This is a genomic window from Archangium lansingense, from assembly GCF_026626635.1.
In the GTDB taxonomy this organism is placed as follows: Bacteria; Myxococcota; Myxococcia; order Myxococcales; family Myxococcaceae; genus Archangium; species Archangium lansingense.
Genome location: NZ_JAPNKA010000001.1, coordinates 12,136,776 through 12,150,583, shown reverse-complemented (window position 1 = coordinate 12,150,583; position 13,808 = coordinate 12,136,776). Strand labels below are relative to the sequence as shown.

15 protein-coding genes are annotated in these 13,808 nt (G+C 69.1%); 11 read left to right on the top strand and 4 right to left on the bottom strand.

Translation table 11 applies throughout. The features are described from left to right. Positions 1 to 14 precede the first annotated feature (14 nt). The 8 genes from OV287_RS48675 (at position 15) to OV287_RS48640 (ending at position 7,380) form a co-directional block, all read left to right on the top strand. On the top strand, positions 15 to 608 hold the full coding sequence (locus OV287_RS48675) for a hypothetical protein (protein ID WP_267540920.1): 594 nt from the start codon (positions 15 to 17) through the stop codon (positions 606 to 608). A 371-nt stretch (positions 609 to 979) separates the two neighbouring features. Next, entirely contained in the window at positions 980 to 1,762 is a 783-nt protein-coding gene (locus tag OV287_RS48670) for a hypothetical protein (RefSeq protein ID WP_267540919.1), read from the top strand. A gap of 270 nt (positions 1,763 to 2,032) precedes the next feature. Continuing rightward, positions 2,033 to 2,383 (top strand): helix-turn-helix domain-containing protein, encoded by a 351-nt coding sequence (locus OV287_RS48665; protein ID WP_267540918.1) that lies wholly within the window; start codon positions 2,033 to 2,035, stop codon positions 2,381 to 2,383. A gap of 99 nt (positions 2,384 to 2,482) precedes the next feature. Beyond that, entirely contained in the window at positions 2,483 to 3,811 is a 1,329-nt protein-coding gene (gene cglB, locus OV287_RS48660) for an adventurous gliding motility lipoprotein CglB (protein ID WP_267540917.1), read from the top strand. A gap of 13 nt (positions 3,812 to 3,824) precedes the next feature. Then, positions 3,825 to 4,406, top strand: a complete 582-nt coding sequence (locus tag OV287_RS48655) for a HutD/Ves family protein (protein WP_267540916.1) — start codon at positions 3,825 to 3,827, stop codon at positions 4,404 to 4,406. 81 nt (positions 4,407 to 4,487) lie between these two features. Next, positions 4,488 to 5,777: an MFS transporter gene (locus tag OV287_RS48650; protein WP_267540915.1), complete on the top strand. Its 1,290-nt coding sequence runs from the start codon at positions 4,488 to 4,490 to the stop codon at positions 5,775 to 5,777. 381 nt (positions 5,778 to 6,158) lie between these two features. Next, the gene (locus tag OV287_RS48645) at positions 6,159 to 6,647 is read left to right on the top strand and encodes a coiled-coil domain-containing protein (protein ID WP_267540914.1); all 489 of its coding nucleotides are present in this window, start codon (positions 6,159 to 6,161) and stop codon (positions 6,645 to 6,647) included. Positions 6,648 to 6,696: 49 nt separating this feature from the next. After that, positions 6,697 to 7,380: a hypothetical protein gene (locus OV287_RS48640; protein ID WP_267540913.1), complete on the top strand. Its 684-nt coding sequence runs from the start codon at positions 6,697 to 6,699 to the stop codon at positions 7,378 to 7,380. On the opposite strand, the gene OV287_RS48635 is transcribed toward OV287_RS48640, so the two are convergent. From OV287_RS48635 to OV287_RS48625, 3 genes are all read right to left on the bottom strand, one after another. Beyond that, positions 7,355 to 8,119, bottom strand: a complete 765-nt coding sequence (locus OV287_RS48635) for a hypothetical protein (protein WP_267540912.1) — start codon at positions 8,117 to 8,119, stop codon at positions 7,355 to 7,357. The genes OV287_RS48640 and OV287_RS48635 overlap by 26 nt on opposite strands. Positions 8,120 to 8,250: 131 nt before the next feature. After that, on the bottom strand, positions 8,251 to 8,832 hold the full coding sequence (locus tag OV287_RS48630) for a hypothetical protein (RefSeq protein WP_267540911.1): 582 nt from the start codon (positions 8,830 to 8,832) through the stop codon (positions 8,251 to 8,253). Continuing rightward, entirely contained in the window at positions 8,829 to 9,560 is a 732-nt protein-coding gene (locus OV287_RS48625) for a hypothetical protein (protein WP_267540910.1), read from the bottom strand. The genes OV287_RS48630 and OV287_RS48625 overlap by 4 nt, the downstream gene beginning before the upstream one ends. Before the next feature lie 234 nt (positions 9,561 to 9,794). On the opposite strand from OV287_RS48625, the gene OV287_RS48620 reads away from it, so the two are divergent. From OV287_RS48620 to OV287_RS48610, 3 genes are read left to right on the top strand one after another with little or no spacing between them, the layout of a single operon-like run. Beyond that, positions 9,795 to 10,289, top strand: coding sequence for a MarR family winged helix-turn-helix transcriptional regulator (locus OV287_RS48620; RefSeq protein ID WP_267540909.1), 495 nt, complete (start codon positions 9,795 to 9,797; stop codon positions 10,287 to 10,289). Continuing rightward, on the top strand, positions 10,276 to 12,162 hold the full coding sequence (locus OV287_RS48615; protein WP_267540908.1) for a chloride channel protein: 1,887 nt from the start codon (positions 10,276 to 10,278) through the stop codon (positions 12,160 to 12,162). The genes OV287_RS48620 and OV287_RS48615 overlap by 14 nt, the downstream gene beginning before the upstream one ends. Positions 12,163 to 12,170: 8 nt before the next feature. Then, entirely contained in the window at positions 12,171 to 13,523 is a 1,353-nt protein-coding gene (locus OV287_RS48610) for a DUF2156 domain-containing protein (protein ID WP_267540907.1), read from the top strand. A 24-nt stretch (positions 13,524 to 13,547) separates the two neighbouring features. Here the strand turns inward: OV287_RS48610 and OV287_RS48605 are convergent, their stop codons facing one another. Next, positions 13,548 to 13,766, bottom strand: coding sequence for a DUF2171 domain-containing protein (locus OV287_RS48605; RefSeq protein WP_267540906.1), 219 nt, complete (start codon positions 13,764 to 13,766; stop codon positions 13,548 to 13,550). Positions 13,767 to 13,808 lie beyond the last annotated feature (42 nt).

The window sequence follows — 13,808 nt, the reverse complement described above, 5'->3', positions numbered from 1 at the left end:
TTGACCTCTAAGCCATGTCGATTTCAGCGGAACACCTGCTTTCTGTCGTCCGGCAGTACTGGCGTTCGGACCATGAGTTCGATGGCAAGCTGGAAAGGAGCCCCGAGTTGGAGAGGTTCCAGACGTTGTGGGAAGAAAAGCTCAAGAAGATGGATGCATGGTACGTGCTCATGGACGAGCTCCAGGCGGCATTGCCGCAATTCGGTATCGGGAACGCAACGGCCACCTGTGATGCCAGTTTCCGCTGTTCCGTGTACACGGCCCGGGAGCCCATATATTCGAGTCAGGAGAATGAATCGATGACGCGCCGCTGGGTTGTTGTCGGCTGCGTCAGCATCCTGGCTCCTGTCTATATGGTTTACGGTGTGCAATACGACTTCAGAGGTGAAGAGCGCATTGCCGACAGGGTGTTTTTTGATCCGCTTCCGCCTGAGATGCGGGCTCCCGCAGAGGTCGTTGCCAGGAAGATCGAGGCGAGGTTTGGGGTGGAGGCCGTTCCTCGCGAGATCGCCGAGACCCGAATCCCGCTCATTGTGTATCCACATGAGCCGCCTGATACCACTCTCTTTCATGCGCTCTTCACGGCTTGGCCCGAAAGCGTGCCTTGAGGAGGATACTGCTCGGGCCAGCAGCGTCCTCTTCTCTCCGCACCATCCACCGGACACGCAATGGCCTCCGCCGAAGCTGGTTCATCTCATATCACATGCCCCAATCCAGTGAATGGTTGTGAAATGAGATGGATTGCCCTGATGACCGCCTTGGCAATGCTCAGCGTGGGGGCGCTCACTCGCAACAGCCAGAGTCCCCTTCCGGATGAACTGGAGCGAATGAGCCCTCCCGACCCAGAATAGGCACCAGGGCATGTCGGTGTGCCGTATGTCGACTGCCTCGGGCCGTGCCTCCCGGATGTGACTTGACGAATCCTGCGCTGCCTACCGCCGCGAGAAGTGGTAGAAGGGAGCGCAGGAGGTGACCGCGCATGGCGGACAATGCACCCTGGAAGGGTGGAAGGTTGGGAGTGTTTCACCTCGGCCGACGGTACAAGGACATCGGGACGGACCTGGGCCGTGTCTATGAAGCCGATGACGTTCACACGGGCGCTTCCTCCGTGGTGGTGATGCCCGGACAGGGCGCGGACTGGGAGCCCACCGAGGCGTGGCGGGTCCGGGTCTCCTCCCATCTGGTGCCTCCTCATGTCGCGTTGGCGGTGGAGCAGGCGCCCTCCGCGGGCAGGGTGCCAGAACTGTCGGCCATGCTCGACCTGCTGACCTCCGCGGTGGAGCGCCTGGAGAAGAGGCCGGAGGTGCGCATCCATCTGACTCGCGCGCGGATCGCGCCGTGGCGCAGGTGGACCGGACGCGCGCGCCGGCTGCTTCGCTCCCGGTGGCCCCTGCTGGCCGCAGGCCTTGCTTCATTGGCGATGGGCGGGGTCCTTTTATGGTCGCCCTCGGCTCCCGAGAGCAACGATCGGGCGGCTCTCGCCGGGAACGATGCGTCCCATCCCACGCCTCCCGAGCTGAGTGTGGTCAACGGTGACGGTACTGTCCTGGCCGCTACCGCCTTCCCCATGCCTGACAAGCCCTACTCCAACCAGGCGAAGCCGCCGTGCAGGCCCCGCCAGGGAGAGGTGGAGATCAACGGCGGCTGCTGGGTGGAACTGACCAAGCGTCCGCCCTGCGAGGACACGGTCGAGTACAAGGGCAAGTGCTACGCGGTGGTGGGGGCGCGCTCACCGCGTCCGCCGCAATCCATCGAGCCGTAGAACGCCGGACTTGCACGTCCTCGGAAGTTGTGTTGGGATACTGACCGCAGAAGTCATATGGGTCATCCACCGACTGCCAGCGGTGGACCCCATGGATCTGTGTGCTGTCTCCCTCCCAACGACGGTGTCCCGTGTCATCGCGGGGCATCATCTGCGACGCCCCGCCGAGATGCTTGGCAGCTCTCGGTGGGGCGTTGTTTTTGGTGGGACGTGACAAGGATTGTCGGGAAGAGTGCCCAGGGAGGGACGCAGGCGGCAGTACGGCGCCGATTGTCCAAGACACTGGGCGAGGTGGCCCGGACGGCGCGAGTCCAGGCGCGTCTGACCCAGGTGGATGTGGCCGAGCGCATCGGCCTGGCCACGGAGGTGTATGGCCGGCTGGAGCGGGGGTTGATGCTGCCCAGTGTTCCGACCTTGTGGCGCCTGTGCCTGACGCTCCGGATTCCAGCGGATCATCTGCTCGGGTTCGCCGTCGAGTCACCTCCCCAGTGGGCGCTCACGCCTCCCGCCGAGCAGGATGACGCCGAGGTGCGGAGGCTGATGCGCTCGGTGCGCAAGCTGAAGGCGTCCCATGTGCGCACGCTGAGCCTCATGGTGGCCGTGCTCCGGCGGGAGGCGTAGGGCGCTCACTCCCGCCATGACTCATCCAGGCCATCTGGCGCATGAGCGCGTCCCCGCCAATCTTCCAATGCGCCGGAGTCCGCGGGTATCGTGGCCGGCATGAACGCAAAGGGCGTGTTTCGTGTGGGCCGTGGTTTCGGTCTGTCGGGAGGGGTGCTCGTTCTGTGTTTACTCGGGGGAGTGCTCGCCACGGGCTGTCGTGTAGTCGACCCCCCGGATCAGGTGCCGGACGCGGGGATGAACGAGCCGGACGCGGGGATGAACGAGCCGGACGCGGGGATGAACGAGCCGGACGCGGGGATGAACGAGCCGGACGCGGGGACGGTGCTGGCACAGGTGGAGGTGGGCGCGTACAAGCCGAACCTGATGCTGCTGGTGGACACGTCCGGCTCGATGACGAACCCGGTGGACATGTCGGATCCGGACTGCCGCCCGGGTGGGGTTCTCTGTGGCGACTCGCGCCCGTGCAACACCGCCGTGTGCCCCACGCGTTGGAGCGCGCTGCAGGGAGCGATGCACAACTTCTTGTCCACCAGTGGCACCATCGCGCGTTTCGGGCTCGCCACCTACCCGAGCGATGACACCTGTGGTGCCTCGACCGCGATCAGCGTCCCGCTGCCCGATCCGGCCAAGGAGGACGAGGCCACGCTCGAGGCCAACGCCGACCAGGTGAGGAACAAGCTCCTGTCCATCAAGAACTACTCGACCACGGAGCCGATGCCACAGGGGGGCACGCCCACCGGCCAGAGCCTCCAGTTCATGGGCACGCGCCCCGAGTTGCAGGCGATGGGCCGCGAGGACTTCGTGCTGCTGCTGACGGACGGTCTGCCCAACTGCAATTCGAACTACCCGGCGAGCGCCGAGTGCTTCTGCACCCTGTCGGATTGCACCCATGTCCAGAACATCGGCTGCCTCGACAAGGATGCCTCGGTGGAGGCCGTGCAGGCGTTGCGCGCCAAGGAGATCAGGACCATCGTCATCGGCTTCGGCGCGGACTTCGACGCGAACACCATGTCGGGGAGCAAGGGCGCCGAGACCCTCAACGGGATGGCCGTGGCGGGTGGTTTCTCGATTGCTCGTACGTGCACGAGCGATGCGCAGTGCGGCACGGGGGACCAGTGCGACACTGCGGCGAAGCTCTGCAAGCGCCGCTTCTATCAGGCGTCCAACCAGAGCGAGCTGAGCTCCTCGCTCCAGCAGATCGTCGACACTCTGCAGAAGGCGTCCTGCCTCGTCCGACTCGCCGACGCGGGCTCCTATACGCAGGAGTCGCTGGTGGTCTCCCTGGACGGGCAGGTGCTGGCGCCCGGCGAGTCCTCGTGGAGCCTGACGAGCGAGGGGGTGCGCTTCACTGGCACGGCCTGCGAGCAGCTCGAGGCGGCCACGCCAGCGGCTCCGGTGCTCGTCGAGGTGCAGGTTCGTGGCTGAGCGGGGAGCGCGGATGATGAGACGACTCGGACCCGCCGACTACCGCGACATGCCCTGGAAGAACGGAGGGGGTGTCACCCGCGAGCTGTTGAAGCTGCCCCATCCGTCCGATCCGGCCCGCTTCCTGGCGCGCCTGTCGATCGCCACCGTTGGGGAGTCCGGGCCCTTCTCCCTGTTTCCGGGAATCGAGCGGACCCTCATGCTCCTCGACGGCGCGGGGATGGCACTGACCCTCGGTGGGGCGCGCGAGGTGGTGCTCGACCGGCGCTACCAGCCCTTCGTGTTTCCCGGCGAGGCCGAGACCCACTGCCGGTTGCTCGGGGGTCCGGTGCGGGACTTCAACCTGATGGTGGACCGGGCCCAGGCCGAGGGCTCGCTCGAGGTGGTTCATCTGGCCCCGGGGGAAACCCGTACGCTCGCGGGCGCCGCGACCGTGGTGCTCCATGTCCTGGAGGGACGGGCGGCGGTGGCCGGGACGCCGCTGGCCGCGGAAGAGATGCTCTGGCTGGAGGCTCCCGGGTCCCTGGCGCTACGGAGCGACGAGGGGGCCGTCCTGGCCGCCATCCTCTTGAGTCCGCGCTCGCTCGCTCCATGAGCACACCTGTCGCTCTCCAGGCCGCCTGCTCATAGGGATGCTGGCGAGAGGGCGGGGCCTGCGTTAGAGCCGACCTCCTGTATGGCCTCCTCCGACGCGTCAGCCGCCGCCCCCAACGTCTTCCGTCACCGTGACTTCCGTCTGTACCAGCTGGCACGCCTGTGTGCGGTGCTCGCCGTGCAGATCGAGTCGGTGGCCATCGGCTGGCAGGTTTATGAGTTGACCGGCAGCGCGCTCGCCCTTGGCTACACGGGTCTGGCGCAGTTCCTGCCCTTCTTCGCCTTCAGCCTCATTGGCGGCCAGGTGGCCGATCGCGTGGACCGGCGCACCATCCTCGCGGTGTGCCAGGGCGTCATGCTGTTGTGCAGCCTGTTGCTGCTCACCTTCTCCCTGGGCCACGTCCGGGACGTGCGCTTCGTCTATGGAGTGCTGGTGCTCTTCGGCACCGCGCGTGCCTTCTACTCGCCCGCGGGCTCCGCCATCACGCCCTACCTGGTGCCCACCGAGGAGCTCTCGCGCGCCATCGCGGTCAACTCCACCACCTGGCAGGTGGCCACCATTGCCGGTCCCGCCGTGGGCGGTCTCCTCGGCGGGTGGGCGGGCGCCACGGGGGCCTACATCGGCTCGGCCGCGCTGTGCGCGCTCTCCGTGGTGTGGATCCTCTCCCTGAAGGTGAGGACGGGCCGGGCCTCCAGCGAGTCGTTCTCCATCTCCACGCTCCTGGCGGGGTTGCGGTTCGTGCGCCGTCAGCGGTTGCTGCTGGGCAGCATCACCCTGGACCTGTTCGCGGTGCTGCTGGGAGGAGCGGTGGCGCTGCTGCCCATCTACGCGCGTGACGTGCTGCACACCGGGGCGTGGGGCCTGGGGCTGCTGCGCAGTGCACCCGCGGTGGGCGCGGCGCTCGTGGCGGTGGTGATCGCCGTGCGTCCCCTGGGAGGCCGGGCCGGCTGGAAGATGTTCGTCTCGGTGGCCATCTTCGGCGCGGCCACGCTCGTCTTCGGGGTGAGCCGTTCGCTGCCGCTGTCCATCCTGGCGCTGGCGGTGGCGGGGGCCGCGGACATGGTGAGCGTGGTGGTGCGCAGCACGCTGGAGCTGATGGCCACGCCGGATGAGATGCGCGGCCGCGTGGGCGCGGTGAACATGATGTGCGTGGGGGCTTCCAACGAGCTGGGCGAGTTCCGCGCTGGTGCCTTCGCCGAGCACGTGGGCGTGGTGCCCGCGGTGGTGGCGGGCGCGGTGGGGACGCTGGTGGTGGTGGCGCTCTGGGCCTGGGCGTTTCCCGAGCTGCGGCGGGTGGACCATCTCGAGGACGCGGCCCGCCAGCCCCTGCCCGGGGATGCCGGGCCCGAGGCCGTCGGCACGACGTCGTGAGTCCGCGCAAGAGCTCCGTCCGGGTGGAGACGAGGCCGTCGGGAGCCGGGGAGGACCCGGGCCCATATACTGTTCTGGATGGGAGACTGGATGGCCACGCGGCCGGCCTGGCTGCGCTGGACGGTGGCCCTCCTCACCCTGTGGCTCAACCACCGGGTGACGCACGCCTTCGTGATTGGCGCCTGGGCCTACTGACGTCTCCACGGCTCGCCACGGGTGCGAGCACAGGGAGCCCTGGAGTTCCTGAAAGGTAGGGCAGGCGTCCCTACTTGAAAGGTTAGAAGAAGACTGGGCAGTGGCAGGGGATGATGTTACCTTTCGAGTCGTGGGCTCGAGAGGTTCGGGCTCACGCAACGCCCGGAGGGCGAGGAGGTTGATGCCATGGCCGAGTCGATGGGTGGTGACGTCTGGAGTCAGGTGCTGCAGGCCGTCCAGGGCCTGAGCGAGCAGGTGAATGGGCTGCGCGGGGAGGTGAAGGAGCTGCGCGGGGAGGTGAAGGAGCTGCGCGGGGAGGTGAAGGAGCTGCGCGACCGGATGGACAAGTTGGAAGTCCGGATGGACAAGCTGGAAGCCCGGATGGACAAGTTGGAAGTCCGGATGGACAAGCTGGAAGTCCGGATGGGCAAGCAGGAGGTGTGGATGCAGCGTCTGGGCTTCGAGTTCACGGACACTCGTGACGAGGTCAAGCAGCTCCGCCAGGGTCTGCGTGCGGAGCTGCAGACGGAGCTGCAGCTCGGAATCCGGCAGACGCATGATCGCATCGACCGCAACAACGATGCGCTGCTCTTGATGGTCTCGGGGCTGGATCGGAATACAGCGGAGCGTTTCAGGCCCATGGAGCATCGGCTGCACGCACTCGAAGCGCGCTGACCACGGAAGAGGGAAGGGGCGGCCGGGCCGTGTAGAGTCGCGCCCCGCCATGCCGCCCCTCGCCCCACTCGTCCACATCCACGACCACGCTCTGCCCGACGCGGACTTCTCCCGCCTGTGGCGCAAGGTCCGCGCCCTGGGCACCGAGCGCCTCCGTCAGACGTACCAGACCACCTTCTGGTTCGAGCTCGGTGAGCCCACCAACGTCATCGAGCAGGTCATCCTCGCGCTGCGTCCACGCGTGCCCCTGCGCCGGGGCCTCGCGGGCGTCGAGTGGTGGTTCTCGCGCATGCGCACCACGGACGTGCAGGTGGACTTCCACCAGGACCGGGACGAGAAGCTCGCCCTGCGCGGCGGCCCGCTCATGCACCCGCGCTTCACCTCCCTGCTCTTCATGAACAGCGTCCGCGGTGGGGCCCTCGCGGTGACCAAGGCCCTGCCCTGCGAGGACAACCCCTCCCTCGCTCCCAATACGGACGCGTTCGATCTCGCCGCGCCCAGGCCCAACCGCTTCGTCTACTTCAAAGGCGATCTCACCCACGGCGTGCTGGATGCCGACAACCAGATTCCCACCGGGAAGCTGCCGGGCTCCTCGCGCCTGCGGGTGACGCTGGTGATGAACTGGTGGAGCCAGCGTCCCACCGACATCCCCACCTTCTCCGAGTCGAAGGTGTACCGCTCCCTCGCGCTCGCCGCGCCCCGGCGGCCTACTTCCGCGGGTCGGAGGCGATGAAGAAGACCGTGGCCGCGCCCACCACCAGCGCCGCGCCGCCCGCGTAGACCCACGGGCTCTCGTACCAGGGCTTCTGCTCGATGACCGAGAGCTGCAGCGGGGCCAGCGGGTTGGCCGCACGCGCCACCGTGTTGCCCTGGTTGTCGAGCGCCTCGAGGAAGTACCAAGCGGTGAAGGAGGCCGCGCGAGAAGGGGCGGGCAGCTCGCCCTCGCATGTGTCGCTCTGGCACACCATGGGCGTGGCGCGGTAGGGACCTCCCGGGACGGGGGCATGGCGCAGGAGCACCTCGCTGGCCCGGGACTGTGGGTCCTTCAAGGTGGCTCGCACCAACTGGGGCCGGCTCGCGTCCTCGCGCGGCAGCACCTCCAGCTTCGGCCGGGCGGAGAGCATCGCGCGCACCCGCTCCACCAAATCCCTCTGCTTCTGGGGCGCGTCGGCGGGAGGCCGCACCCAGGCGTCCAGCTCCAGCGCCTCGGTGGTGCGCTGCTCGGCGTTTACCGAGTCATCCAGCAGCAGGTGGATGAAGCCGAGCTCCAACAGGGCCTGGGCGCGCTCGGCGGAGGGCCGGTCGGGGTGGCCGAGGTAACGCTGGTACTCGACGACGGCTTCCTCGTAGCGCAGGGCGCCGGCGAGCTCACGGGCGCGGGCGAGGTCAGCCTGGGCCGCTCCGGGCGCGGGGGCCTGGGCGAGCACAAGTGAGGAAGCGGCGGCGAGGACGGGAAACGTGAGCGGAAGCACCGTCCCCGAGCCTACCCGGGCCGCCGGTGCTTGTCAGACCGGTGCGCTAGGAAAGCATGTGTCAGCACCGCGGAGCGCCGGGTCCGGGCGGGTCTCGGGCCCCGGCCTCCGCACTTCCCTTCGTCCTTCTCTCAGAGCCCGCTAGGGCCCAGCGCGCCTTCCAGCCCCTCGAAGGGCTTGGAGACGACGGCGTGCAGGACGATGTTCTCCAGCCTCAGCTCCAGCGGCAGCTCCAGCGGATTGCCAACGCCCGCCTCCGTCACCGTGTTGCTGACGATGATCCAGATGCGCTCCTTGCCGATGGCCTTCGCCAGCGTGGGCGAGTTGACGAGCACCGGCGTGCTCGAGTTGGGCGCGAACTCCTTCTGGGGCAGCAGCTCCTCGGAGGAGGCGTAGTAGGGGGGCAGGTTGCTGTCGCTGTAGAACTTGGGCTCGTCCGGCGTGGCGGTGCCGGTGAGGGACAGCCGCGCCGAGGACTTCAGGGTGAACGTCTTGGAGGGGTTCACCACGGTGAGGTCGGCGGTGATCTCCTTCACGTTGACATCGAGACTCTGCGTCTCCTCGGGCATATCGACGGCCACCTCGACGTGGATGGCCCTGGCCACCGAGGTGACGGGGATGGCGACGGACTGGGGCGGCGTGTCCACGGAGACGTCGGCGGAGCACGCGGTGAGCAGCAGCGGGCAGAGCAGGGCGAGGAGGTGGCGTCTCATCGGAAGGTCCAGGACAGATCGAAGGCGGGGATGACGGGGATGCGGCCCTCGTTGATGGGCAGCAGGGGCTCGCTCACGTCCACGTAGGCGGCCCCGAGGGACATGCCGAAGTTCTCTCCGGCGTAGCGGATGCCGGCGGCACCGCGCAGGGGGTAGCCCTCCTCGAGGCTGACGCCGAGCTCACCCACCACGGACCAGTTGCCGGCGAAGTTGACCACCAGGCCGCCCGTCGCTCGGGTGGTCGCCGTCTGGTAGCGCCAGTGGCGCACCTCGGCCTGCACCAGCACCGGGCCGAGCTGCAGGCCGTACAGGGCGTAGGCGCTGGGCCCCTCGAAGGCGATCTCGAGCTTCTTCACCGCCGGCTGCTGCTGGGAGATGAAGTCCGAGACCACCTGGTTGCCGAGGAACTTCGTGTAGCGCGCGCCGATGACGAAGCGGTGGGGCCCCGCCTCCAGCGCCCAGCGCAGGCCCAGGTTGGGGGCTAGCGCCGCGTCGGCCAGGACGGAGGTGTCCAGCGCGAAGCCCAGCCCTATCGGCAAGGCCGAGCGCTGCAGGCCGAGGACGGGTTTCTTGATGACGGCGGCCTCGTCGGAGGCGAGGAGCCGCGCGTTGCCGGCGTGGTTGAAGGCCTGGGCTTCGGTGGACCCCAGAAGGGTGCCGAGCGCCCAGAGGACGAGCCCGGCCGCGGTGGGGCGGCCCAGGCGGGGGAATGTGTGTCGAGGTATCAACCCACTCACTCCTGGAGAGGAAAGGGAGGACTCTGGTGTACCGCGCTCTCGCCCGCCCTGTCACATACCCGGAGTGTTGTGCTGGGCACCCAACCACACTCGCCGAGGAGGCAGGCGCCCCGGGCGCAGGTAGGCCTTGCGAAGGGCTCCCCCGGGGCGTATTCGAGCAATTATATGGGCTCCCATACAAATCGACGCCCGAGGGCCGCGGCGGCTCCGGCGGAGACGGAGGACGTGCGGACGGTCCTGGACGCCATCCGGCGCCTCGTGCGCTTGCTGCGTGTCTCGGCGCGTGCCTCCGAGGGGCTCGTGGGCATCAGCGGCGCGCAGCTCTTCGTGCTCCAGCAGCTCGCCGAGGCGGGTCCCTGCTCCATCAATGAGCTGGCCGAGCGCACCTTCACGCACCAGAGCTCGGTCTCGGTGGTGGTGAGCCGGCTCATCGAGCGAGGGCTGGTGTCGCGCCGGCCCTCGGAGGAGGACGGGCGGCGGGTGGAGGTCTCTCTCACGCCCGAGGGCCGGGAGCTGCTGCGCACGGCGCCGCCCATGGCTCAGGCGCAGCTCATCGCCGGGCTACGGAAGCTGGAGCCCGCCCAGCGCGCCGCACTCGCGGGGGGACTGGCGGCACTGGTGCGGGAACTCGGGCTGGACGCGGAGGCCGCGCCGCTCTTCTTCGAGGACGAGGCGCCCTCACGGCAGCGCCAGGGGAAACGACATCATGAAGAAATCTGAGCTCATCTCGGTCTCCGAGGGCACGGGTGACAGGGAGTCCCTCCCGGTTGCACCCTCCATGGGGCCGACGCTGGAGAACGTGCCGCACGGGCCGCTGACCGTGCAGCCGGTGGATGCGCGCCTGGTGCTCATCAGCGGCCTGTGCATCCTGGTGGCCATCGGCGCGGGGCTGGTGGCCCAGCTGCTCGGGGCACTCATCTCGTTCATCACGAACCTGGTCTTCTTCGGCCGGGTGTCCCTCCACGAGGCGTCGCCAGCGGAGCACACGCGGGGGCTCTGGGTGCTGGTCATCCCCGTGCTCGGCGCGCTCGTGGTGGGGGTGATGGCGCGCTATGGCTCCAAGGCCATCCGCGGCCACGGCATCCCCGAGGCCATGGAGCAGGTGCTGCTCAACCGCAGCCGCATTCCTCCGCGCGTCACGTTCCTCAAGCCGCTGTCGTCGGCGGTGGCCATCGGCACGGGAGGGCCGTTCGGCGCCGAGGGCCCCATCATCGCCACGGGTGGAGCGCTGGGCTCGTTGCTGGGGCAGGTGCTGAAGGTGACGGCGGATGAGCGCAAGGTGTTGCTGGCGGCGGGCGCCGGAGCGGGCATGGCCGCCACCTTCGGAGCGCCGGTGTCCGCGGTGCTGCTGTCCATCGAGCTGCTGCTCTTCGAGTTCCGTCCGCGCTCGGTCATCCCGGTGGCGCTGGCCACCTGCACGGCCACGGCGGTGCGGCTGGCCTTCGTGGGGGGCGCGCCGGCCTTCGAGATGCCGGACGTGGCGGCGCCGGGCGGGGGCGCGCTGGCCTTCTACATCGGCATGGGAGCGCTCATTGGCGTGGCATCGGTGATTGCCACGCGGGCCGTCTACCGCATCGAGGACGCCTTCGAGAAGCTGCCCATTCATTGGATGTGGTGGCCGGCGCTCGGGGCCATCGCCGTGGGCGTGGTGGGCTGGTTCGAGCCGCGCACGCTGGGCGTGGGCTACTCCAACATCGAGGACATCATCTCTGGCCGCTTCGTGGGCATGGCCGCGCTCGTCTTCTGCCTGCTGAAGTTCACCTCCTGGTCCATCGCGCTGGGCAGCGGCACCTCGGGCGGGACACTGGCGCCGCTCTTCACCATCGGCGGCGGGTTGGGCTCGGCGCTGGGGGCGTTGGCGGTGTGGCTGGTGCCTGGGCTGGGCGTGGACGTGCGCATCGCCGCGCTGGTGGGTATGGCGGCCATCTTCGCCGGGGCCTCGCGCGCGCTGCTGACCTCGGTGGTGTTCGCCTTCGAGACGACGCGCCAGCCCATGGGTCTGCTGCCGCTGCTCGGAGGTTGCGCGGCGGCCTACCTCGTCTCCTCGCTGCTCATGCGACACTCCATCATGACGGAGAAGCTGGTGCGGCGCGGGGCGCGGGTGCCCATGGAGTACTCGGCGGACGTGCTCGCCAACACGCTGGTGGCGGCGCACGGACTGAGGCCGGTGGTGACGCTCGCGGCGGAGGACACCGTGGCGCAGGCTCGGGCCTGGCTGGCCGGTGGAGGCGCGAGTACTCGGCACCAGGGCTTCCCGGTGGTGGATGGGGCGGGGCGGTTGGTGGGCGTCGTCACCCGGCGGGAGCTGCTGGAAGGGGACGGGATAGAGGGGCTGCACGTGCGGGAGCTCATCCGCAAGCCCCCGGCAGTTGTCTTCGATGACAGCACCTTGCGTGAGGCGGCGGACCACATGGTGCGCGAGGACGTGGGACGGCTGCCGGTGGTGAAGCGCGAGGCGCCGTGGACGGTGGTGGGCATCCTCACGCGGAGCGACCTGCTGGCCGCGCACCGCCGCCGGCTGGAGGAGGCGCACCAGTCCGAGCGAGGAATCGGAGGCGGCCCCCCCAGGCCCAGGGCTCCCACCCCAGCATGAGTGGCGGCATGGACACGGAGCACCTGCGGGTGCTGGAGCTGCTCAAGCGCCATGGGTGGAACGCCACGTCCTTCCAGGTGCTGGAGCCGGGGTACTCGTACTGGTTCGACGGTGAAGACGCGTGCGTGGCGTACGTGGACACGGGCAAGGCGTGGGTGGTGGCCGGTGCCCCCATCGCGTCGCACGAGCGTCTGGCCGAGGTGTCGGAGCGCTTCGAGGTGCATGCGGCCAGCGCGGGCCGGCGCCTGTGTTTCTTCGCCACCGAGCAGCGGATGTTGGACGCGGCCCCGCTCCGAGGGTTGGCCATCGGTGAGCAGCCGGTGTGGGACCCGAGGCGTTGGGAGCAGAGCGTGCGCGAGAGCCGGAGCCTGCGCGAGCAGTTGCGCCGGGCGCGGGCCAAGGGCTTGCGGGTGCGCGAGGTGTCTCCGGCCGAGCTGAAGGACCCGACGCACCCGGTGCGGGCGGGAGTGGATCGGCTGATGGAGCACTGGTTGGTGTCTCGGCGGATGGCGCCCATGGGCTTCCTGGTGCAGCTCTCCCCGTATGCCTGGGCCGAGGAGCGGCGCTCCTTCGTGGCGGAGCGGGACGGAGAGGTGGTGGCCTTCCTGTCGGCGGTGCCGGTGTATGCGCGCAATGGCTGGCTCGTGCAGCACCTGCTGCGGGACGGGCAGGCACCCAACGGCACCGCGGAGTCGCTGGTGGACGCGGTGATGCGCGCGGCGGCGGCCGAGGGACGGAGCTACCTGACGCTGGGGCTCGCGCCGCTGGCTGGCGACGTGGCCGGCTGGCTGCGCGCGGCACGGGTGGTGGGCATGCCGCTCTATGACTTCGAGGGGCTGCGGGCCTTCAAGGCTCGGCTGCGCCCGCACGCGTGGGATCGCATCCACCTGGCCTGGCCCGCCCGGCACGCCTCGCACCTGCCGCTGTACGACGCGCTCACCGCCTTCGCCCGAGGGAGCCTCGCGCGCTTCGGCCTGGCCACGCTCCTGCGCCGGCCCTTGCCGCTCGTGAGGTTGCTCGCGGTGTTGCTGGTGCCTTGGACGGTACTGCTCGCGCTGCCGGCCAACGCCCACCGCTTCCCCTCACCGCTCGTGCAGTGGGGCTGGGTCTTCTTCGACGTGGGGCTGACGGTGGGGCTCTTCTCCCTCATCCGCCGCTGGCGCTCCGGGCTCGCCACGCTGCTGGCCTCGCTCATCACCGGCGACGCCTGCCTCACGCTCTTGGAGGCGCTCCTCTACAACCTCCCCCGGGCACGAGGGCCTGGAGACTGGCTCGTCATGGCGGTGGCTGTACTCGCCCCGACCACGGCGGCGGTGCTGCTCTTCTGGGCTCGCCGGCACCCAGCGCTCGTGCCTGCCTGAGCGGGCCTCACTCGCTCGGCGGTGTCAGTCCTCGGGCGGGGGAGTGGTAGGGGCGGCCGCGAGATACACCTCTCGGCCCTGGACGCGCTCCACGCGGTGGAAGTGCACCATGTAGTCCCGCCGGGCGGGCGAGCCCTGCCCCAGCTCGAAGTGGGTGTCCCCCACGTTCGACACCGTCCCGAGCTTCCGCCCTTCCCTGTCCTTCACCGTCATTCCCTCGTGGATGTCGCCGGGGTCGATCATCTTGGTCCTCTGTCCGCGTATGCCCGTGGGGCCCTTGTGATG